We start from the raw sequence: 18,693 nt of genomic DNA on the forward strand, positions 1-18,693 counted from the left end.
CGGCGGATAAATGCAGACCGGCCATATGAATAAAGGCGCTCCTCAAGCCGTAGCTTGGGAGCGCCTTTGTGTGTTTTTATTGGAACAGCAGGGTTTGAATCGCATGGGCCGGAATTGAACCCTCCGCCAGCTGATCCCGGAAGTGCAGGGTGTATGGAAGCCTGCTGTCCGTGCGGTTGAGCACGACCACGGCATAGGTGCCGTCTGTATTACGGAACGCCGTAGTTTCGAATTTGTCAGTATATCTGGAGCTGCCCACACGGACGGCGCCTGGACGGATATACTTGCTGAAATGCCCGATGTAATAGAACGAGCTCTCATAGATTACTTCATCCTTCAGGGTGTCACCGATAATCGGCGCATCGCAGAAGTTACCCACATGGTTCGGGCCGCCCTGCTCATCAAGGACGATATTCCAGTCCGTCCAGGTGGACATCCAGTTGTTCAGGTTGCCGATAATATCATGGCCGTAACGTTCGCCGGTGTTCCAGGAACCGAGGTGTACGCCGCCCTCCTGGCAGCCTTCGCTGAAGAACAGCTTTTTGTCAGGAAAACGCTCATGTACAGCGCTCAAGGCTTCGAAATGATCACCGGAATACCAGTGGAAGCAGATGCCCCAGATATACTTTGCTGCTTCCTGATCTGTAAAAGCGGTCTTCGCCCGGTCATAGACCCGTTCTTTATTATGATCCCAGATCATGATTTTGACATGGCCTAAGCCGGCTGCTTCCAGGGCAGGACCGAGATAATCGCGTACGAAGTCCTTCTCTTCTTCAGCAGTATAAATGCAGGAATCCCAGATCTGCTTGGCTTTGGCTTCATTCTGCACACTGACCGCCCAGATATCGATGCCGGCTTCAGCGTAAGCCTGAATGTATTTCACGAACAGATTAGCCCAGGCTTCCCGGTATTCCGGCTTCAGCTTGCCGCCGTTATTCATCTCGCCGTTCGTCTTCATGAAGGCAGGAGGGCTCCATGGGGAGGAGAACAGCCGGAAGCTCCCGCCCACAGCGTCAGCCGCGCGTTTGATTAACGGAAGTATCGACTCCTGATCTCTGGAGATATTGAAAGTAGCCAGCTCCGGGTCAACGCCATCTACATAAGCATAGTTGCCTGTTGAGAAGTCACAGCTCTGGATATGTGATCTGCACAGGGTGTAGCCGATTCCGTGCTCCGGATGGAAGTAGGCATCGATTATTTCCTGCTGCTTCTCCGGACTAAGCTTGGCCAGCGTGACTGCAGAGGCTTCCGTCAGCGCACCGCCGAAGCCTTCAATTTCCTGATATTCCAAATCCTCATAAATGTTAATCAATTCCATTTCCTTCTCTTCGGAATCGGGCCGGAAGGACAGAGGCTGTAATTCTGTTAACCGGTCACCGGTTTCTTTGGCTGTCTGGATTACGCGGACTGTAGGGCTGCTCATAGGACTTATGTTACCTCCTGAAAGTTTGTAGGAATAGTCTCATTATAGAAGGTATTCCGCTGCACTTTGAAGAAACAATATGGTTAAGAACCTCAACGATCTGGTCATGAGGCAAGAGCAAGGAAGGGTGATCCAGGATGGGTACAACCGGGGTAGACATTCATCTCAGCTCATTTTCCCGGCATATCCAGCCGTTCTGGCATTTGTTCCGGGAAGGGCTGGATACCTATATCATCAGGCTCCAGGCAGAAGGGGAATGTGAAGCGCTGATTGACGGGGTGATGGTCACGGTGATGCCGGGTGATCTGCTGCTGTTCCGTCCCGGCGAGCTCTACGATCTGCGGATTGGCGAGAAAGAAAGTCCGCTGGGCTTCAGCGCAGACTATTATGTCATGTGTACAGGTGAATGGGTGGATGAGTGGTGGAACAAGCAGGTGAGGGCTAAGAAGTCCAGGATTGCCGAAGACAGCAAGCTGCATAGCATCTGGCAGCAATTAATTCTGGAAAAGCGGCGGATCGACGGAGGCAGCCCGGAAATTCTTGAGGCGCTGTTTAAGGCCCTGTGCCTGCTGCTGGACCGGGCTATCGCCGAAGCGCCGGCCTCATCCTCCTCTTCACTCCTGCAGGGACTGAAGATCAAGAATTATGTGGAAGAGCATGCGACATCCTCCATCCGGCTGGAGGATGTGGCCCGCCATGCGGGAATCAGCGTCACCCGGGCGGTTCATCTGTTCAAGGAACAATTCGGGTATTCGGTGATGCAATATGCGGTGCAGGTCCGTCTGGCGATGGCGCTGCGGCTGATGGACAACAGCAACTATACACTGGAGCGTATTGCTGAGGAGACCGGCTTCGGCAGCTATACCTACTTCCACCGGGTATTCCGGGAGCGGTACGGCGTTGCACCGGGAGTGTACCGGAAGCGTTCATAGCCTGTGAAGATGAAAAGGGGGTGTCCCAATCCGCCATTACGTGGCTATGGCGGATTGGGACACCCCTATGTATGGAGCCCGCAGGGGCTGCCCTGAAATTTCAGTTGTTTGCTTAACCTATATTCCGCTTGTCCGGTAATCAGTGTCCCGGTAACGCCGAATTGTCCAGCAGAAGATGGGGTTCGCTTGTACGGATGAAATCCATGACTTTGTCATAGATAATCCGGTGGCCCTCCCGGTTAGGGTGAATCCCGTCCCGGCAGATAAACTTGGTGTAATCCGGTTGCTGCAGGAATGCGCCCCGGACATCAATGATCTTGGTCTTGGTGCTCTCGGCGACCTTGATAATTGCGGAGTTGTACCGCTCCTGCCACCAGTAAATCTTGGTGACGCTGCCGAGGAATTTCAGAATGTTCAGCTCGGTGTCCGGATTATTGCCGCTGACCCATTTGAAATAGTAGTCCGCATTCAGCGGGGGCAGACTCATCAGAATCGGCGTAATCCCCTGATTCTTCAGGTAATCAATCATATCCAGCAGCATCCGCTCGAACGCCGGAAAATCAGTTTTGGGATTATGCTCTGCTTCGGGATTGCTTGCAATTTCTTCCCAGTGATAGTCGCAGTCATTGCCTCCGTATTCAATCAGTACCACATCCGGCTTGTCTTTCAGCACATCGCGTTTCAGATTGCCGAAGCCCTTCATCAGCGTATTGCCGAATCTGGCGGTATTACGCATAGCTCCCTTAAGCTTGCCCTGCAGCAGGGACACGTAGTTATCCTCCAGAATGACATACTTGCTTCTTGCTTCATCATAGACAACACCCTTGGAGATCGAATCTCCGCTGACCATGTATTTAAACTCAAGCCCCGTGGCTTCCTTCTGCTCTTCGTACGAATTCATTGTCCCACCTCCGATAACCCTAGTGTATATAGCTTTAGTGTAAACCATACATAGAGCAGTGACTATGCATATATGTCATGGTTTCATGCGGGGCGATCCCGATATGACAAGCTGCAAGCCGAAGTGGTCCGACTCTGAATACTCGAAGTTGGACCTGGAGCTTCCTTGAATCTTGTTCCGGAAGAACATTTATTGACCGCTTAATTCCTGCGCATTCTGAAGCCGCCGAGTCTTTGCAGGAGAGCTGATCTGGGCGGAGTGTTTACTGAATTTCCAGTCAGGAAGCCAAGCGTGGTCTGCTCCATGATCCTGACACTGTTCTCCCAGGTCCAGGCCCGGGAATCGGCTTCCCCCTTGGAGGCAAGGCGGACGCGGAGAGCCGGGTCCTGAATCAGCCGGACGACATCCTCGGCAATCCGGTTCTCGTACCGGTAGGACAGCAGGCAGTTCTCTTCGTGGCGGGCATATTCCAGATTCCCTCCCGAGTATACGGACACAAGCGCAGCACCACAGCGCATGGCCTCCAGTCCCGGCAAAGATCCGGTGTCGAATATACTGGAGCTGACAAAAATATCAGCCCCGTTATAGTGATAGCAGAGTTCGTCGTCATTCAGGGGAGTGAAAAAGCGGTATTTGCCGCTGGCCTTCATTTTTTGCAGCGAATCCGAACTGTAGAACTCATCCGGAGGACTGATGAAATTGATATTTACCTCCGGGACATTATGCTTCACGATATCTAGCTGCTTCACCAGAAAATCCTGTTCACGGTGCCAGGAGAAGCCGTTCTCCACTTTGCGCAGGATAGCGGTAATGTTCAGCGGCTCCTGAAGGCTGTGGCGGATATGCATATTGCTAAAAGTGGAACTGATTCCTACAGGCACAATGCTTCCGCTAATTCCGTGACCAAGCTCAATTAATTCCTGCTGCCACTGGGACAGAACAATCAGCTTATCGGTGGTATGATAGGAAGGAAAGGATACCTCATTCCGCGGCAGAAACAGCGGTTCGTAACACAGAGAGAGGCGGATATGGATGCCCTTGCCATTCTGGCTTGCAGCCTGTGATACCGAAACCGTTGTATAAAAATTCGAAACGATGATATCGCTGGCCGGGAAATCGGATTCACGGAGCAGCGTATAATCGGTAATCAGCAGAGTGGAATGGACCTCATAAGAAACATCGCCTCCAAGCGGCATGAGGATCACCACCTGATGCCCTCTGGCAGTAAGACCATCCGTGAGCTCCACGAGCATGCGTTGTGCCCCGCCATGGCATAAGGTAAGAATGGGGAAAGTGAATCTCATGTATGATCCCTTCCTTTCTGGCTTAAGAATCGCTTGCAAACATGCGATATGTATACTATTTTATTCATTGAATGGCCAAAAGTACCGGTTATACGGTGTTTTTGTAGCAATTGGGGGTTTGGGAGGAGCTGATCAGGAATGGAGGGCTACAGCTGAAGTATTCATAAAATACTGGCCGGTACAGCAGAGGAATCACCCCTGACATACCGGCCGGGTTGTAGCGCATCTCCTGAACTGGCAGCTTATGATTAGAGGCGCCGATTGCGCAGCAGGGTAACAGTGTCCCTGATATCCATGACTGTTACTTCTTCCAGCGAAACGTCGATCATCGGTTTGTGTGACTCCAGCTTGTTCAGGAACTCTGTGGTGTGGAACAGCCCTTGCCCTGAAGCGCCATGGCGTATCCGGGTTCCGTCCTTATAGAGATCCTTGAGATGGGCCAGAATGATCCGGTCGCCGAACAGGCTGAATGCACTGTCTACGATCTCATCCTGCAGATGAACCTCTTCGCCAATCAGGTTGCAAGGGTCCAGTACCACACCGATGGAGCTGGAAGGAACCTCGTCGAGGATACGGCGCATTTTGGCCGGAGAGGACAGCGTATGGGTGCAGACTCCTTCAAGTGCCAGGAACACCCCCCATTTCTCCGCTTCCTCAGCAAGCTCCTCGACCGTTGCCTTGAGGGTATCCCAGCCGATTTCTTCATACCGGTAAGGATCGGATTCCTGAAAGGTCGTCAATAAGCCGGTCTCGGTAGCGACCATAGGTGCACCGAACTGGCGGGCATAGCGCAAATGTTCCTTGAAACGGTCAATTTCTGCCCGCCGGATGGCAGGATCGGGATGAATGGGGTTGATATAGCAGCCAAGTACGCCAATGCGGATGCCGGCTTTGTCGAACTGCTCACCGATATAGGAGGCCAGGCCGGGGCTGAGCTTGCCGGGAGACAGATCGATATCCTGAATGGCTTTGGCCAGGGCGAGCTGTACGAAGTCAATATTGTAAGTCTGCAGCGTAGCGGTCAATTCTCTAAGCGGCAGGCAGCCCGCTGTATGTGCCAAGGTTCCGTAACGAATAAATAACATCTCCTTTGGAATTCTATGGATTTATATTTATAATATTAAATGCGCTTACAGTGACTTGCAATGATAAAGAAGTTTATGAGAAACAGGAGGAACCGATGAAATGAATGCTATTGAACAACGCAAACAGGAGCTTGAGAATTGCCGTCCAGAGCCTACGCTGGACCCGGAAACGATTGACGAATTCTGGAATGATCTGCTCGCCGAGGATGAGGAGCAGCCGCTGGATGTTACAATAATCCCTGAAGAAACTCCATATCCGGGCATGGAGGTGAGCAAAGTAAGCTATACAGGTTATGGGGAAACGACCATCCATGCCTGGTACATCCGGCCTGCTGCTGACACAAGTGTACATAGAGAGCTGCCGTGTATTGTAACGTTTCCCGGTTACACCGGCGACCGGGGGTATCCGGAACGGTATGCTCACTTTCTAATGCTTGGCTATGCAGTACTTGCCGTGGATGTGCGTGGACAACTGGGAGAGACCGGCAATCTGCTGCCGCAGGAAGAAGGTATAGTCAGAGGCTGGATCACCCAGGGGCTGCTGGAGAAGGAACGGTCCTATTATGTGGCTGTAGCGATAGATACGGTTCGTGCCATAGAGACTGCAGCGCAGCTGCCGGGTGTTGATCCCGAGCGTATTGCCATTACCGGGGGAAGCCAGGGAGGCGGAATATCGCTGTTGGCCGGGGCACTGAGCCGGCGGGTTGCTGCAGTGGCTGCAGACATACCGAATCTCTGCCGCCTCGACTTCGGGGTGCTGAATTCAACCAGCTCGCTCACAGAGATTGCCGATTTCCTGAAGCGCTATCCGGAGCATCTGGAGCGGGTGCTGCAGAATCTGGCATATTTCGACATTGTTAATCTGGCGCACCGGTTCACCGTACCTGTTCTGATGTCCGCAGGCTGGAAGGATACTGTTTGTATGCCGGAGACCATCTATGCGGCCTATAACCGTATCCAGTCACCGAAGCAGATGATGGATTATCCGTTCTCCGGGCATGAGGTCAGCGAATATCAGCGGAGGCAAACGGCTCTCTTTTTCCGGGAGTATCTGGGCTAAAAAGATTAATTACCGGAAGGCTGATTAGCGGCGGGTGTTTGGTGTAAAGGTTATAATGAAGGTGCTAAGCTGTCAGAATGCGAAGCAGCCTAAGGAATGGGAGGGAATGGCAGATGAATAAGGATGGAGACAAGCTTCCCGCGGAACTGGTCGTGGAGAATTTCGAATACAGCCAAATGAATGAGCAGCTGGTGAAGAAGAGCTTCTGGAGCAAAACGAGGAAAGCGGCAGGCAAAATCCCGTTCACCAAAGATGCGGTTGCCATGTATTACTGCGCCATTGATGCCAAAACCCCGTTATGGGCCAAAGGCATAGCCTTCGGCGCGCTGGCTTATTTCATTTCACCCATTGACGCGATTCCTGATGGCCTGATCGGACTCGGTTTCACGGATGATGCAGCGGTCATTGCCGCAGGCATCCGGGCGATTGCCGGTCAGGTGAAGGAGGAGCATAAGCAGAAGGCCGAGAATTTTTTTGAACAATCGTGAGGTACCGGTAACCCCAAAAGTGCAGCGGGTTGCTGCACCGGATTCATTATGCTTCTTCCTCTAAATGTCCATTTCCAGGAGGGCAGCGGTCTGCGGATTGCTGCTTCGCCTGGTATTCTGTGCCCCAATCCCTCATCAGTTTAATAATCGGAATCAGCGTCCGGCCAAATTCGGTCAGCGAGTATTCAACCTTCGGCGGCACCTGATGATACACCTCGCGGTGAACCACGCCATCCTCCTCCAGCTCACGAAGCTGAAGTGTCAGCATACGCTGGGTGATGCCGGGACAGATCCGGCGGAACTCGTTGAAGCGTTTTGTTGAATCCATCAAATGGTATAAAAGCACACCCTTCCACTTGCCGCCAATAACATCGAGGGTAAATTCAACAGGACAAGCTGCACCCTGGCCGTCCGGACAAGCACCGAAACCGCCTTTACGGTTACGCATAACCGAACACGCTCCTTAAGTATCATTTTGTATACTACCTATCAAAAATGTGCGTACTTCACGAATGGTTATCTATCCACTACTATAAGCATGTGAGCAGGATAACGTCAATTCCAGACCTGAAGGATACACAGAAAGGGAGTATGTGAAATGGATCATACAGTAAAAGAAACCGCAACAACCAAGCAGGAAATTCTGGCCGCCTATGCATACAGACACGCTACCAAGGTATTTGACAGCAGCAGAAAGATCAGCGAAGAGGATTTCGGGTTCATCCTGGAAACAGGCCGCCTGTCACCGAGCTCCTTCGGCTTCGAGCCCTGGAAATTCGTTATTGTTCAGAGTATGGACATCCGTGAGAAGCTGCTTCCTTATGCCTGGGGGGCACAGAAGCAGCTGCCGACAGCAAGCCATTTCATGCTGATTCTCGCAAGACTGCCGCGTGATATGGCTGCGGGCTCGGAGTATATTCAGGGTATAATGCAGGATGTGCAGAGCCTGCCGCCGGAGGTTGCCGAGGGTAAGCGGAAGGTCTATGATATGTTCCTGAAATCCGATTTCGGACTGGAAGGGAATGAGCGGGCGATATTTGAATGGGGTGCACGGCAGACCTATCTGGCTCTGGGTAATATGATGACTGCTGCCGCGCAGATTGGCATCGACTCCTGTCCGATTGAAGGCTTCGACAAGGCTAAGATCGAGCAGGTGCTGACAGAGGAAGGGATAATGGACCCGTCACATTTCGGAATTGCCTGCATGGCGGCTTTTGGTTACCGGGTTAATGAGCCGCGCGGCAAAACCCGTCAAACGGCCGGGCAGGTGGTCCAGTGGGTCTAACCGCAGCCGCTTCAGCAATTTAGGCGAAGTGTGAGCCATTTAAAAATAGATGCCATCCTTATTAAGGGCGGCATCTGTTTTTTTGCGAGTTATGAAAATACATAGAAGCTTCGAAAAAAGTTTGAAAACTTGCTGAAAATTCTGCTACTCTTAATAAGTCAGCTTGTTACTTGTAACAGGCTGCCAGTGATCGTCAATTCAAGATTGAAGGGATTCCTGCAATATGAAAATCATCCGCGTTATCGCTGAAGTCTGCTTGCTGTATGTGTTCTTCCTGGCCGGAGATTACTTGCAAAAACTGCTGCATCTGCCGGTTCCGGGCAGTATCGTAGGGCTGTTGCTGCTATTCGTCCTGCTGCTGCTTAAGATTGTTCCGGTGAAGCTGATCGAGAACGGCTCATCCTTTATTCTGGCGTATCTTCCCATGTTCTTCATCCCGGCAACCGCTGGTATTATGAACCATCTGGATATCTTCAGCGGAAGAGGGCTTCTCCTGATTGGCGTTCTGGTGATTAGCAGTGTACTGACCATGGTCGTCACGGCACATTCCAGCCAGTGGATTGCCAGCCGCAGCGCCAAAAGGCTGACAAGACGGACGTATCCTGCGCGCAGCCTGCAAGGGAAGGGGAAGGAAGCATGAGAATTCTGCTGGCCGTTGGTTTTGTACTGATGAATGTTCTGATCTATCTCTTCATGTCCATGTTATACAAACGCTACCGTCTTCCTGTCCTGCTGCCGGCATTGACCGCAACGTTCACTGTAGTCGTGCTGCTCCTGGGCTTCCATATCTCTTATGAGACTTATATGATCGGCGGCGACTGGATTAACCGCCTGCTTGGACCGGCGGTTGTATCCCTGGCCTATCCGCTGTACAAACAGCGGCACGTGCTGTGGAAGAATCTCCCGGCCGTACTTGGCGGAACGGTGACCGGACTGCTCGTAGGAATGTTCAGCGGGCTGCTGATGGCAGCCGGACTCGGCTTCTCCAAGCTGTATGTCCTCTCCATCCTGCCCAAGTCGATTACAACTGCAGTAGCGATCCAGATCTCCAGCAATCTGGGCGGAGATTCCTCGCTTACCTCCGTATTCGTGATGATCGCCGGATTCACGGGGGCCATCGGCGGGCCGTATATCATTAAGCTGTTCAGAATCCGCGGCGAGTCCGGCATCGGCATCGGCTTGGGAACGGCGTCCCACGCCCTTGGCACAGCCAAAGCCCTGGAGTACGGTGAGCAGTCGGTGTCCATGAGCTCTGTGGCCATGACGGTATGCGCCATTGTCGGTTCCATTGCCGGACCGTTCGTAGCCTGGATCATGTATCATTAATGCAGCTTCTTACCCGTTAACACGCAACCGGATGACATTCCACGAAGCTGCCGGAAGCATGGCGCTTATACATCCGCCGTCTGCCGCCGCCGTTCCGCGGTTATGCGGGAGCACATTCGCCGGGTTCGAGCGGGTGTTCGCCGCTTGGAGATCCTCATGCTCAAGGATGGTATGCTGAATTACCTCTACTGCACCGAAGCTGCGCAAATCGACGGTCAGCTCCATGCCTTCGCCCAGATGACGGTTGACAGCAAATACGGTAACCTCGTTCATTTCTTCGTTATACACACTGACCGCTTCCAGATAAGGAACGTCGGTGAAATCCTGTGAATCATATTTCGGACTAGTAATCAACGGGTGCAGCACCGTTCCCCGGCCATAGATTGAAGCATGCATGTAAGGATAATAAGTGGTCTGCAGCCAAAGGGGTCCCCCGTTCTCAGTCATAATAGGGGCAATGACATTGATCAGCTGGGCAATGCAGGCCATCTTCACCCGGTCCGCATGCTTCAGCAGGCTGATCAGGCAGCAGCCGACCACAAGTGCATCCTCCAGATTATAGACATCCTCGAACTCCGGCGGGGCAATCTCCCAATGCTGCTGTGCGCGGCTGGTTCCTTGAGTCTTCCACACATTCCATTCGTCCAGAGACAGATAAATCTTTTTCTTGCTTTTCTTCTTAGCCTTGATATAATCACATACTGCTGCTACGCTGTCGATGAACTGGTCCATATCGAGTGAGCTGGCCAGGAAATTCGCTGTATCGCCATTATTATTATTGTAGTAGGTATGCAGGGAGAGGAAATCTACGTTATCGTAAGTGAGATCCAGCACGGTTGCTTCCCATTCGGCAAAAGTATTCATGGAGCTGCCCGAGCTGCCGCAGGCCACAAGCTCAAGGGAAGGGTCTACCCAGCGCATGGCTTTGGCGGTTTCATTCGCGAGCCTGCCGTATTCGACGGCCGTTTTTGCTCCAATCTGCCACGGGCCGTCCATCTCATTGCCCAGGCACCAGGTGCGGAAATTGTGGGGAGCCTGATACCCGTGGGAGATGCGCAGATCGCTCCAGTAGGAACCGGAAGGGTGGTTGCAATATTCCACGAGATTCCTGGCGGCGTCAATTCCGCGGGTACCCAGATTGACCGCCATCATGACCTCAGAACCGGCCTGCTTGGCCCAATCCGCAAATTCATTGGTACCCATCTGATTCGTCTCTGTAGTCCACCAGGCTAATTCAAGAGAGCGCTTACGGCTCTCCTTGGGTCCTACGCCGTCTTCCCAGTTATAGCCGGAGACAAAGTTACCTCCGGGATAGCGGATGATCGGCACGCGGAGAGCCCGGATGGCCTGCAAGGCATCACCCCGAAAACCGTTAGCGTCTGCGGTAGGGTGTCCCGGCTCATAAATTCCGCCATAAACGGCCCGGCCCAGATGCTCGATGAACGATCCGTACAGCCTCGGGTCTACTTCGGCCAGCTTGAAGTCCTTGTCGACAATCATCTTGGATTGAATGCTCATTGTGTTAAGCTCCTTTTGTTTTGAATTCATATTACAATTAATGAAATTATTAATCTAATATCCTGATTTATGATTACATCATACGGATTACAGCGTATACTAAGCAATAAAAATATTTAGGATTAATAAAAATGCTAATTCAAAGAGTGCGGAGGTTAGAGGATGTATTTAACAACGGATTCCGAATCACTGAAGGTATATGAAGCATTAGCCAGTGAAGTGCGGCTGCGGATCATTGATCTGCTCAGCGTGGGGGAGATGCATATCAAGGAAATCGCAGCCCGGCTGTATCTAAGCAGCGCCATAGTCAGCTCCCATGTGGCCAAGCTCCAAAAGGCAGGCATCGTCAGCTCCCAAATGAAGCGGATTGACGGCGGCACGTATAAATACTGCTCGCTCTCCGCTAATTTTCTGCAGATTAAATTGTCAGGAGCCAAAGGCATTGCCCGGAAGGTGGTTGAGGTCTCCGTGCCGGTGGGACATTATACCGATCTTCAGGCTTCACCAACCTGTGGCATTGCCACCACCGAGAAGCTGATCGGATATTATGATGATCCGCGTTATTTCCTGGACCCGGAGCGGGTCGATGCCGGAATTCTCTGGTTCGCCAAAGGCTATGCCGAATATAAGGTGCCGAACTATCTGTTCATGGACCAGAGGGTGCAGGAGATTGAAATTTCGATGGAGGTCGGCTCGGAAGCGCCGCATGTCAATGAGAAGTGGCCTTCAGACATTGCGTTTACGATGAATGGAATTCCGCTTGGCAAATGGACCAGTCCCGGTGATTTCGGTGTGCAGCGGGGAAGGCTGACTCCGGCCTGGTGGAATTCCGATGTGAACCAGTATGGCTTGCTGAAGGTGCTGAGGATTAACGCAGGGGGAACTTACATAGACGGCCAGCAGATTTCTGCAGTCACCATTGATGAAATAGGCTGGCAGAAGGACCAGTGGAGCTTCAGGTTAACTGCAGAAGACACCACCCGAAGGCGGGGCGGTTTAACCTTGTTCGGACGCGGGTTCGGGAATTACGAGCAGGATATTGTTTTCCGCGTGTATTACGAATAGTGAAACTGTACAGATGAAGAGTAGGGGATGTGTGACGGGTTGAGACAATGGCTCTACGGCTGTATTGCCGTACTTGTTCTGACGGGAATTATTGCTTACGGTTTCCTGAGTGCACCCAAGGTAATCCGGCTGGAGCAGGAAATGCAGGTTACCGCCTATAAGCTGCAGGAGGCAGGTTATGCGAAGACAGTGACTGTAACACTGAAAGGTGCGTATGCCGAAAAAACCCATTCTTACACCGGTAAGCTCGCTGTTAACGGGGTTCAGTATAAATACTGTGATTTGAATCCGGAGCGGGGGTTCATGATCTGTGCTCGGGAGGACGCGGGAGGTGAATATAAACTTTTGGGTCAGGTATTTGCAGATTCCGGATTTCAGACATGGAGTCTTGCTCTGCAGAAGGGGGAGAAGTCTCCCGGTTATGAAAGTAACAGCTTCTATTATGCAATTTACGGGGAAGATGATCCTGGTGATGACAGCATCATTCTCAGCTATCCGTCAGCAGACAGGGACACAGCGATTCAGCAGTATGAGTCCCTGCAATCAGTCTGGCAGGATCAGTGGGAGCGCCGGGTGAAATAACCTCCAGCCAAAATGTTTGCAAAATAGGTCAACGGGTAACTATAACTAAGTAATCCAAAACCTGCACAGCTTGCATAAGGAGGAGTTCAGATGCCAGATCATATCGAGAATGAAGCAGACATCCGCAACAAAGAGAATAAAGACGGTGATTCACTCGCGGAACGCAAAAAGATGGAAAATGGTGTAGACATTGAACCGGAAGCCGATGACTGGGTCGCCAAACCGGCTGAATCTGCTCATCCCGACCCCCTTCCGAAGAATTAGAGCGGCAACTGCATTTCGTATGTATGAGACTGTTCCTTGGGGACAGAGTTTTTTTCACAGAGGCCGGATGCTTTCCTTGCGAGGGGCATCCGGTTTTTGTTTGGTTTGCGCCTTGCGCGAAAGGGCTTATTGAGCTTGGTTTAGTAAATAATGTATACTATAGGAAAGTACAGCCTCATCACGTCTTGATTCTCCAGATCATCGCAGGTTCACAGGTCTCAGGCAATTCAAATTGCGGGGAGGAAACCTAGTATGCGTAGTCGGAACGAGAACGGCCGGTATCGGCAAAAGCGCGGTGATGCCCTGACAGGCAACCTCGAGAAAAAGTACGGATCGAGCTTCGGTGTGCGAAGCGACATGAAGCTGGAAACGCTGAGAAGCCAGCGTGAGGAAGGTCCGCCCTTAATGCAGATGCAGAGAGAACAGCAGCATAAAGAATGAATTCTGAAGGCTAGTGTGGTCGTTATTCGGCTCTAAATCATTAACTCCTATAAAAATGGCTGCAGTTCCTAACCGGAACCCTGCAGCTTTTTCTTTGTATACGAAATAGGGATAAATCCCTCTGAATCCGCCAAAAGTGGGCAGCAAGCGGGAACGAGGAGCAAAAGTGCCCCTGAATCCGCCAAAAGTGGGCAGCAGGCGGGAACGAGGAGCAAAAGTGCCCCTGAATCCGCCAAAAGTGGGCAGCAGGCGGGAATGAGGAGCAAAAGTGCCCCTGAATCCGCCAAAAGTGGGCGGCAGGAGGGAATGAGGAGCAAAAGTGCCCCTGAATCCGCCAAAAGTGGGCAGCAGGCGGGAACGAGGGGCAAAAGTGCTCCTGAATCCGCCAAAACTGGGCAGCAGGAGGGAATGAGGAGCAAAAGTGCCCCTGATTTTACCGGAGGCTGCCCCAAACAAAGCATTCAGAATAGAGCAATGTGAGATGGCTTAAAATCTACATCAGCTGCTCAGGCTGCATAGCTCGGGCTGATTCACCCGTTAGGGTGATTTTGTTCGTGTGAGGACCGCCAGAAATTACCGTCATAACCTCCCTTTCTCGGAGGCATACTAGCTCCCATTAGTGAAATACTGGGGCTGGAGGCGGGACCGACTACAATGACAATGATACTTTTGCAAGATAGTTATAGCGCACTGGCAGCTGTAAGCCCGTATTTATTCTATTTTACTGTATACTCTTTTCTGGGCTGGGTGCTTGAAGGCAGCTATAACCTCTATAGTGCAGGTGCTTTTCGCAAAGAAGGATTCTTGAAGGGGCCGTTTAAACCCATGTACGGCTGTGCGCCGCTGCTGCTGCTGACGGGACAGAGTATTGGGCTTCCGCTTCCTGTATTCCTGATGCTTACCCTGATTATTCCGTCGGCTGTTGAGTTTGTCAGCGGCTGGCTGCTCAAGGGTATTTTTCGTAAGCAGTGGTGGGATTATTCGGGAATGCCCTATCAGCTGCAGGGACATATCTGCCTGAAATTCTCGTTGTATTGGTGGGGGTTGTCTATTGCCTGTATCTATGGTTTGCAGCCGCTGGTGCATTTCCTGTATCTGCATGTTGAGCAGGTATGGACACCGTTGATTCCGCTGGCCCTGCTGCTATTCTCGGCAGATCTGCTTTGGACTTTCCGTACCCGTCGGCGCGGGCTGAGGGAGCTGGATCCTACGGAGCAGCTGGAGCTTGGTGAGGGATGATTAGACTAGGAGACATTTCCGGATGATTCTCCGGATGATTCTCCGGATGATTCTCCGGGGATGTATGTGTTAATAGGTCAGCCAGAGTAATTTGGTTGGCCTATTTCTGTTGAGGATGAAAAAGAACTCACTCTTATCTGTTCTTAAGTCCCTTTAAGGTTTGATCATATTCATTCATAACCTGAAACAGATAATCCATGAATTCTATACTAATGCCGGAGGGTAATGAGGACTTCGTGTTTGTTTTGATTACAATCTTACGTTTCATTTCAGTCACCTTTTTCCTCGTCAGATTGATTTGATTTTTTAGCTGCAATCATACGATAACCTTAAGACTTAAGAAATATTTTTATCCGTAAATATAAGAAGTGGACTGCGTTATGGAGCTGTTCGGATGACGCTCAGACAAGGAATATCTTACAACCGTGTCAAATATAGAGGTATACGGGTTGCCTAATATACCCCGGAGCGGGAGGGAATATGAAGAGATTCAAGAAATACTATCCGGCTGTGATCATTCTGGAAGCGCTGATTATAGTTTTACTCGCAGGGTTATGGATACGCGAAATCAATAAGCCGGTCCCTCTGGCCAGAGATCAGCTTAACTTGATTACGCATTTTGATCAGCTGGATTTGGACAGAATTAGAGAAATGATACATAGATTTAAGGAAGGCAAGGGAGATAATCTTACCATGCTCCGGTGGGGCGTCGATAGCGGACCGTTTATTCATGATGTATATGATGACGGTAAGGTGCTGCACTGGACGGTGGATAGCAGCCGGGACGGAGCCGGGTACAATGGGGAAATAGAATATGTCTGCCAGGAGATCCAGCTTACGGAGGTCGAAGAATTCTACAGGGTAGAATTGTCTGATTGTGAGAATCAGCCGGAAGACTTCAAGGTTAATCCGGTTTCTTTTCGCAAGGATGAGCTTTAGGCCGGAATGAAGGGTTATAATAAAATGCTAAATCAATCTTAGGAGGAATCTTCATGCCAATGTCTGAATATTACCGGGAGCTGCGCGGCAAGACCGGCAACGGGTTATTAATGAAGCCTTCAGTAGCGGCGGTAGTGCGGGATGAACAAGGCAGAATTCTGCTGATCCGCAAGAAAGATGAAACGCTGTGGGGGCTGCCCGCAGGGGCGGTCGAGCCTGGAGAAACACCATCCAGAGCGCTCCGCAGAGAGGTGTTCGAAGAGACGGGTCTGATGGTTACACCTGAACAGATCCTCGGCGTATTTGGCGGCGGGAAATACAGATATGAATATATAAATGGTGATCAGGTGGAGTACACGGTGATTGTGTTTGAATGCGTCATCGTCAAAGGACATCTGAGAAGTATGGACGGGGAGGCGGAAGAGCTGGAGTTCTTCAAGGAAGATGAACTGCCTGAGTTAGCCATCCCGTATCCCCCGAAGCTGTTTGTGAGCGATGCCTCTGATACACGGAAAGTTATTTTTGAGTAAAGCACTGCCATTTAAGCAAAATGAAGATATTGTTCCCATAGGATTCAGCAGTTTCAATACAAAGGAGTAATTTCATTGCATAATCCGGTAATAAGATCCAAACTGATCTACTGCGGCGCAGTACTGCTCGCTGTTATGCTGGGCCTTGGGACCAGGGTATATGGTGACCAGCTGCCGCGCTTTGTCAGCGGACACTTTGGGGATGCGATCTGGGCAGGGATGATCTACCTTGCCTTCCGCGTGTTGTTGACCCGGTATCCGCTAAGATTGTCGCTTATGCTCAGCCTGTGCTTCAGCTTCGGGGTTGAGTTCAGCCAGCTCTATCAGGCGGAATGGATTATACATGTACGCTCGACAACAGCAGGCGGACTGATTCTGGGCCAGGGTTTCCTCTGGATTGATCTGGTCCGGTATACGGCTGGAATTCTGTTCTGCTATGTAATTGACCAAATCTTACAAAATTGATTCTGGAATATACAGGAGGAAGAATATATATTAAGTGAGGCGATGCAGGTATGTAATAATTTGGAATGAGAATGCCTGTAATCAGCCGAACGCTGCCTGATTTGGAGATGAGTAACTGCAAATGACGAACAGTTTAATCGTGGTATGCCTGCTGACCCTGATCATTCACACAGCAGAGACGTTATCGTATTCGGTGCGTTTTGCCGGAGTGAAGCTGAACAAGATCGCCATCGCCTTATCCCTGACCGGTATTATCGTGCTGGTCTCCAGAACGGCTAATATGGTACAGGCTCCCTTAACGGCCAAATTCGTAGACTATGGCAAAATAGACGGTAGCTTTCCGCTGCTCAATTATCTGCGGATTATTATGCTGGCTTCTTCACTGGGCACCTTGATAGCCATTGCCTTGTTTCCTACCTTCGTAGGGCTGTTCGGAAGAATCATCTCCAAGCTTGAGATTGAAGGCTCTATTCCGAAGCTCCTGACCAGTGTAACCGTCGGCCAGCTCAAGAATACGCGGAAATATATCCGCAGGCCGAAGGTGAGGCTGCGCAGCTTCCGCTACCTGGGTATTCCGAAACGATTCATCGTAATGAATATATTCGTAACGGCGTTCTACACCGTTGGGGTGTTATCCTCCATGTATGCAGCCAAGCTAATGCCTGATTTAAGCACAACTGCCTCCCAGGCTTCGGGTCTGATTAACGGGTTAGCGACGATCCTGCTGACGGTGTTCATCGACCCGCAGCTCGGGATCATTACCCATAAGGCGACGGAGAATGTGGAATACCGTGATCAGCTGGGCAAAATCTATGTTCTGCTGATGGGCTCACGCTTTCTGGGATCACTGCTCGGTCAAGCACTGCTTGTTCCGGGAGCCCACATCATTTGCTGGCTGGTGAAGCTGATCTGATTCTGAGGGACAAATTACTTAGGCAGCTTCAATTCTGCGGAATGGATGGCTGTGCTGATCTGCTGTTCCCAGCTGTACATACGTCCGGCCATTGTACGTATCTCACCCATTTTGCTGTAAGAGAGCTTCATCACAGCCGCGGCCTTGGTGGCATCTCCCGCCTTGACGGCGGCTTTGTAGCGTTTGTCGGCTTCGCTTCTCTCGGCTTGCATTGCCGAGAACAATTTGTTCTGGGCGGTGATCTGTTTCTTGAGGTTTGCAACGGGTGCAAGGGCATCCTTAGCCGGCTTATTTCTTGCAACAGTAAGCGCCTTGGCTTCTGCTAGTGCAGAGGTTGTGACCTTCACCTCAGCCCGTGCTGCAACTGCGGCCGCCTTAAGCTTATTGCGCTTGATCTCAAGGAGCGTGGCATTCTTCAGGTTATTGGCCTTGCGCGCAGCTGCCGCCTGTTTACCCAGTGAAGTGTATTGCTCCAGCACGGGTGCATGCTTCTTCTGCATGGCTTCGGCTGCAACACGCAGCTTGGCAAGCTGGGCGGCATCTGTGGATTTCAGCTTGGCATTAACCGCCGTGAGCGCCGTATTATTCTGCTTGCGCAGCTCCTGGTTCCGCTGAATTTCCGACTTTAACACTACCTGCAGTTCCGTATAATCCGTATAAAGATTGTGAATCTCATCCAGCGCTGAATCCCAGTCTGAGGCAGCAGAAACCTGGGGGGCAACACCAGGCCAAAGTGTCAGCAGGATCAGCATAACCGTGATTCTCTTTACAAACTCTCTGGTAAAACTTGTGAATTTAAACATATCATTCCGCTCCTGTCATCATTAATTTGATAATACAACACCATAGGACACAAAGAAGCACCCCCAAGAAAGGCATGAACTGCCGATCCTGCGAGGTGCTTCTCCCGCTTAGCGTGTGTTATTGTTCATT

General features: G+C 51.1%; 22 protein-coding genes. 15 read left to right on the forward strand and 7 right to left on the reverse strand.

Annotation, left to right across the window (positions count from 1 at the left end):
- Positions 1-76: 76 nt before the first annotated feature.
- On the reverse strand, positions 77-1,423 hold the full coding sequence (locus R50912_RS13160) for a glycoside hydrolase family 30 protein (protein WP_042235379.1): 1,347 nt from the start codon (positions 1,421-1,423) through the stop codon (positions 77-79).
- 137 nt (positions 1,424-1,560) lie between these two features.
- On the opposite strand from R50912_RS13160, the gene R50912_RS13165 reads away from it, so the two are divergent.
- Positions 1,561-2,355, forward strand: coding sequence for an AraC family transcriptional regulator (locus R50912_RS13165; RefSeq protein ID WP_042235381.1), 795 nt, complete (start codon positions 1,561-1,563; stop codon positions 2,353-2,355).
- 139 nt (positions 2,356-2,494) lie between these two features.
- Here R50912_RS13165 and R50912_RS13170 read toward each other — a convergent pair whose 3' ends face one another.
- From R50912_RS13170 to R50912_RS13180, 3 genes are all read right to left on the reverse strand, one after another.
- Positions 2,495-3,256, reverse strand: coding sequence for an SGNH/GDSL hydrolase family protein (locus tag R50912_RS13170; protein ID WP_042235383.1), 762 nt, complete (start codon positions 3,254-3,256; stop codon positions 2,495-2,497).
- A 200-nt stretch (positions 3,257-3,456) separates the two neighbouring features.
- Complete coding sequence (locus R50912_RS13175) at positions 3,457-4,560, reverse strand: glycosyltransferase family 4 protein (protein ID WP_063840072.1); 1,104 nt, start codon at positions 4,558-4,560, stop codon at positions 3,457-3,459.
- A gap of 248 nt (positions 4,561-4,808) precedes the next feature.
- Positions 4,809-5,645 (reverse strand): sugar phosphate isomerase/epimerase family protein, encoded by an 837-nt coding sequence (locus R50912_RS13180; protein ID WP_042235385.1) that lies wholly within the window; start codon positions 5,643-5,645, stop codon positions 4,809-4,811.
- Between the two features lie 100 nt (positions 5,646-5,745).
- Here R50912_RS13180 and R50912_RS13185 point away from each other — a divergent pair, with 100 nt between their 5' ends.
- Together R50912_RS13185 and R50912_RS13190 are read left to right on the forward strand one after the other, a co-directional pair.
- A complete protein-coding gene (locus tag R50912_RS13185) occupies positions 5,746-6,705 on the forward strand; it encodes an acetylxylan esterase (RefSeq protein ID WP_042235387.1) in 960 nt (319 codons plus the stop codon).
- A gap of 113 nt (positions 6,706-6,818) precedes the next feature.
- Positions 6,819-7,193 (forward strand): YkvA family protein, encoded by a 375-nt coding sequence (locus R50912_RS13190; RefSeq protein WP_081956483.1) that lies wholly within the window; start codon positions 6,819-6,821, stop codon positions 7,191-7,193.
- Between the two features lie 46 nt (positions 7,194-7,239).
- On the opposite strand, the gene R50912_RS13195 is transcribed toward R50912_RS13190, so the two are convergent.
- Positions 7,240-7,641, reverse strand: a complete 402-nt coding sequence (locus R50912_RS13195) for a winged helix-turn-helix transcriptional regulator (protein WP_042235389.1) — start codon at positions 7,639-7,641, stop codon at positions 7,240-7,242.
- A gap of 150 nt (positions 7,642-7,791) precedes the next feature.
- On the opposite strand from R50912_RS13195, the gene R50912_RS13200 reads away from it, so the two are divergent.
- The 3 genes from R50912_RS13200 (at position 7,792) to R50912_RS13210 (ending at position 9,804) form a co-directional block, all read left to right on the forward strand.
- Positions 7,792-8,478 carry an NAD(P)H-dependent oxidoreductase gene (locus R50912_RS13200; RefSeq protein WP_042235391.1) on the forward strand — a complete coding sequence of 229 codons (687 nt, stop codon included), beginning with the start codon at positions 7,792-7,794 and terminating at the stop codon, positions 8,476-8,478.
- Between the two features lie 223 nt (positions 8,479-8,701).
- Positions 8,702-9,118 (forward strand): CidA/LrgA family protein, encoded by a 417-nt coding sequence (locus R50912_RS13205; protein ID WP_042235393.1) that lies wholly within the window; start codon positions 8,702-8,704, stop codon positions 9,116-9,118.
- Positions 9,115-9,804 carry an LrgB family protein gene (locus tag R50912_RS13210; protein WP_042235394.1) on the forward strand — a complete coding sequence of 230 codons (690 nt, stop codon included), beginning with the start codon at positions 9,115-9,117 and terminating at the stop codon, positions 9,802-9,804. The genes R50912_RS13205 and R50912_RS13210 overlap by 4 nt, the downstream gene beginning before the upstream one ends.
- Before the next feature lie 9 nt (positions 9,805-9,813).
- Here R50912_RS13210 and arfA read toward each other — a convergent pair whose 3' ends face one another.
- A complete protein-coding gene (gene arfA / locus R50912_RS13215) occupies positions 9,814-11,322 on the reverse strand; it encodes an arabinosylfuranosidase ArfA (RefSeq protein ID WP_042235396.1) in 1,509 nt (502 codons plus the stop codon).
- Between the two features lie 162 nt (positions 11,323-11,484).
- On the opposite strand from arfA, the gene R50912_RS13220 reads away from it, so the two are divergent.
- The 9 genes from R50912_RS13220 (at position 11,485) to R50912_RS13260 (ending at position 17,760) form a co-directional block, all read left to right on the forward strand.
- Positions 11,485-12,387, forward strand: coding sequence for an ArsR/SmtB family transcription factor (locus R50912_RS13220; RefSeq protein ID WP_042235397.1), 903 nt, complete (start codon positions 11,485-11,487; stop codon positions 12,385-12,387).
- A 39-nt stretch (positions 12,388-12,426) separates the two neighbouring features.
- Positions 12,427-12,969 carry a hypothetical protein gene (locus tag R50912_RS13225; protein ID WP_042235399.1) on the forward strand — a complete coding sequence of 181 codons (543 nt, stop codon included), beginning with the start codon at positions 12,427-12,429 and terminating at the stop codon, positions 12,967-12,969.
- Positions 12,970-13,059: 90 nt separating this feature from the next.
- Complete coding sequence (locus R50912_RS35580) at positions 13,060-13,233, forward strand: hypothetical protein (RefSeq protein ID WP_179093583.1); 174 nt, start codon at positions 13,060-13,062, stop codon at positions 13,231-13,233.
- 252 nt (positions 13,234-13,485) lie between these two features.
- Entirely contained in the window at positions 13,486-13,674 is a 189-nt protein-coding gene (locus R50912_RS13230) for a hypothetical protein (protein WP_039297241.1), read from the forward strand.
- Between the two features lie 654 nt (positions 13,675-14,328).
- Positions 14,329-14,913: a putative ABC transporter permease gene (locus tag R50912_RS13235; protein WP_231637847.1), complete on the forward strand. Its 585-nt coding sequence runs from the start codon at positions 14,329-14,331 to the stop codon at positions 14,911-14,913.
- A 480-nt stretch (positions 14,914-15,393) separates the two neighbouring features.
- The gene (locus R50912_RS13245; protein WP_042235402.1) at positions 15,394-15,852 is read left to right on the forward strand and encodes a DUF4362 domain-containing protein; all 459 of its coding nucleotides are present in this window, start codon (positions 15,394-15,396) and stop codon (positions 15,850-15,852) included.
- A gap of 53 nt (positions 15,853-15,905) precedes the next feature.
- Positions 15,906-16,382, forward strand: a complete 477-nt coding sequence (locus R50912_RS13250) for an NUDIX domain-containing protein (protein ID WP_042235404.1) — start codon at positions 15,906-15,908, stop codon at positions 16,380-16,382.
- 75 nt (positions 16,383-16,457) lie between these two features.
- Positions 16,458-16,847 carry a ribosomal maturation YjgA family protein gene (locus R50912_RS13255; protein WP_231637848.1) on the forward strand — a complete coding sequence of 130 codons (390 nt, stop codon included), beginning with the start codon at positions 16,458-16,460 and terminating at the stop codon, positions 16,845-16,847.
- Positions 16,848-16,968: 121 nt separating this feature from the next.
- A complete protein-coding gene (locus tag R50912_RS13260; RefSeq protein WP_042235407.1) occupies positions 16,969-17,760 on the forward strand; it encodes a lipid II flippase Amj family protein in 792 nt (263 codons plus the stop codon).
- 14 nt (positions 17,761-17,774) lie between these two features.
- On the opposite strand, the gene R50912_RS13265 is transcribed toward R50912_RS13260, so the two are convergent.
- The gene (locus R50912_RS13265; RefSeq protein WP_042235409.1) at positions 17,775-18,563 is read right to left on the reverse strand and encodes a hypothetical protein; all 789 of its coding nucleotides are present in this window, start codon (positions 18,561-18,563) and stop codon (positions 17,775-17,777) included.
- Between the last annotated feature and the right edge of the window lie 130 nt (positions 18,564-18,693).

The sequence above is a fragment of the Paenibacillus sp. FSL R5-0912 genome (assembly GCF_000758605.1).
GTDB lineage: Bacteria > Bacillota > Bacilli > Paenibacillales > Paenibacillaceae > Paenibacillus_AQ.

Excerpts from the sequence above, each read along its gene's own strand:
- R50912_RS13160 (WP_042235379.1), bottom strand. The coding sequence starts at position 1,423 with ATGAGCAGCCCTACAGTCCGCGTAATCCAGACAGCCAAAGAAACCGGT.
- R50912_RS13165 (WP_042235381.1), top strand. The coding sequence starts at position 1,561 with ATGGGTACAACCGGGGTAGACATTCATCTCAGCTCATTTTCCCGGCAT.
- R50912_RS13170 (WP_042235383.1), bottom strand. The coding sequence starts at position 3,256 with ATGAATTCGTACGAAGAGCAGAAGGAAGCCACGGGGCTTGAGTTTAAA.
- R50912_RS13175 (WP_063840072.1), bottom strand. The coding sequence starts at position 4,560 with ATGAGATTCACTTTCCCCATTCTTACCTTATGCCATGGCGGGGCACAA.
- R50912_RS13180 (WP_042235385.1), bottom strand. The coding sequence starts at position 5,645 with ATGTTATTTATTCGTTACGGAACCTTGGCACATACAGCGGGCTGCCTG.
- R50912_RS13185 (WP_042235387.1), top strand. The coding sequence starts at position 5,746 with ATGAATGCTATTGAACAACGCAAACAGGAGCTTGAGAATTGCCGTCCA.
- R50912_RS13190 (WP_081956483.1), top strand. The coding sequence starts at position 6,819 with ATGAATAAGGATGGAGACAAGCTTCCCGCGGAACTGGTCGTGGAGAAT.
- R50912_RS13195 (WP_042235389.1), bottom strand. The coding sequence starts at position 7,641 with ATGCGTAACCGTAAAGGCGGTTTCGGTGCTTGTCCGGACGGCCAGGGT.
- R50912_RS13200 (WP_042235391.1), top strand. The coding sequence starts at position 7,792 with ATGGATCATACAGTAAAAGAAACCGCAACAACCAAGCAGGAAATTCTG.
- R50912_RS13205 (WP_042235393.1), top strand. The coding sequence starts at position 8,702 with ATGAAAATCATCCGCGTTATCGCTGAAGTCTGCTTGCTGTATGTGTTC.
- R50912_RS13210 (WP_042235394.1), top strand. The coding sequence starts at position 9,115 with ATGAGAATTCTGCTGGCCGTTGGTTTTGTACTGATGAATGTTCTGATC.
- arfA (WP_042235396.1), bottom strand. The coding sequence starts at position 11,322 with ATGAGCATTCAATCCAAGATGATTGTCGACAAGGACTTCAAGCTGGCC.
- R50912_RS13220 (WP_042235397.1), top strand. The coding sequence starts at position 11,485 with ATGTATTTAACAACGGATTCCGAATCACTGAAGGTATATGAAGCATTA.
- R50912_RS35580 (WP_179093583.1), top strand. The coding sequence starts at position 13,060 with ATGCCAGATCATATCGAGAATGAAGCAGACATCCGCAACAAAGAGAAT.
- R50912_RS13230 (WP_039297241.1), top strand. The coding sequence starts at position 13,486 with ATGCGTAGTCGGAACGAGAACGGCCGGTATCGGCAAAAGCGCGGTGAT.
- R50912_RS13235 (WP_231637847.1), top strand. The coding sequence starts at position 14,329 with ATGACAATGATACTTTTGCAAGATAGTTATAGCGCACTGGCAGCTGTA.
- R50912_RS13245 (WP_042235402.1), top strand. The coding sequence starts at position 15,394 with ATGAAGAGATTCAAGAAATACTATCCGGCTGTGATCATTCTGGAAGCG.
- R50912_RS13250 (WP_042235404.1), top strand. The coding sequence starts at position 15,906 with ATGCCAATGTCTGAATATTACCGGGAGCTGCGCGGCAAGACCGGCAAC.
- R50912_RS13260 (WP_042235407.1), top strand. The coding sequence starts at position 16,969 with ATGACGAACAGTTTAATCGTGGTATGCCTGCTGACCCTGATCATTCAC.
- R50912_RS13265 (WP_042235409.1), bottom strand. The coding sequence starts at position 18,563 with ATGTTTAAATTCACAAGTTTTACCAGAGAGTTTGTAAAGAGAATCACG.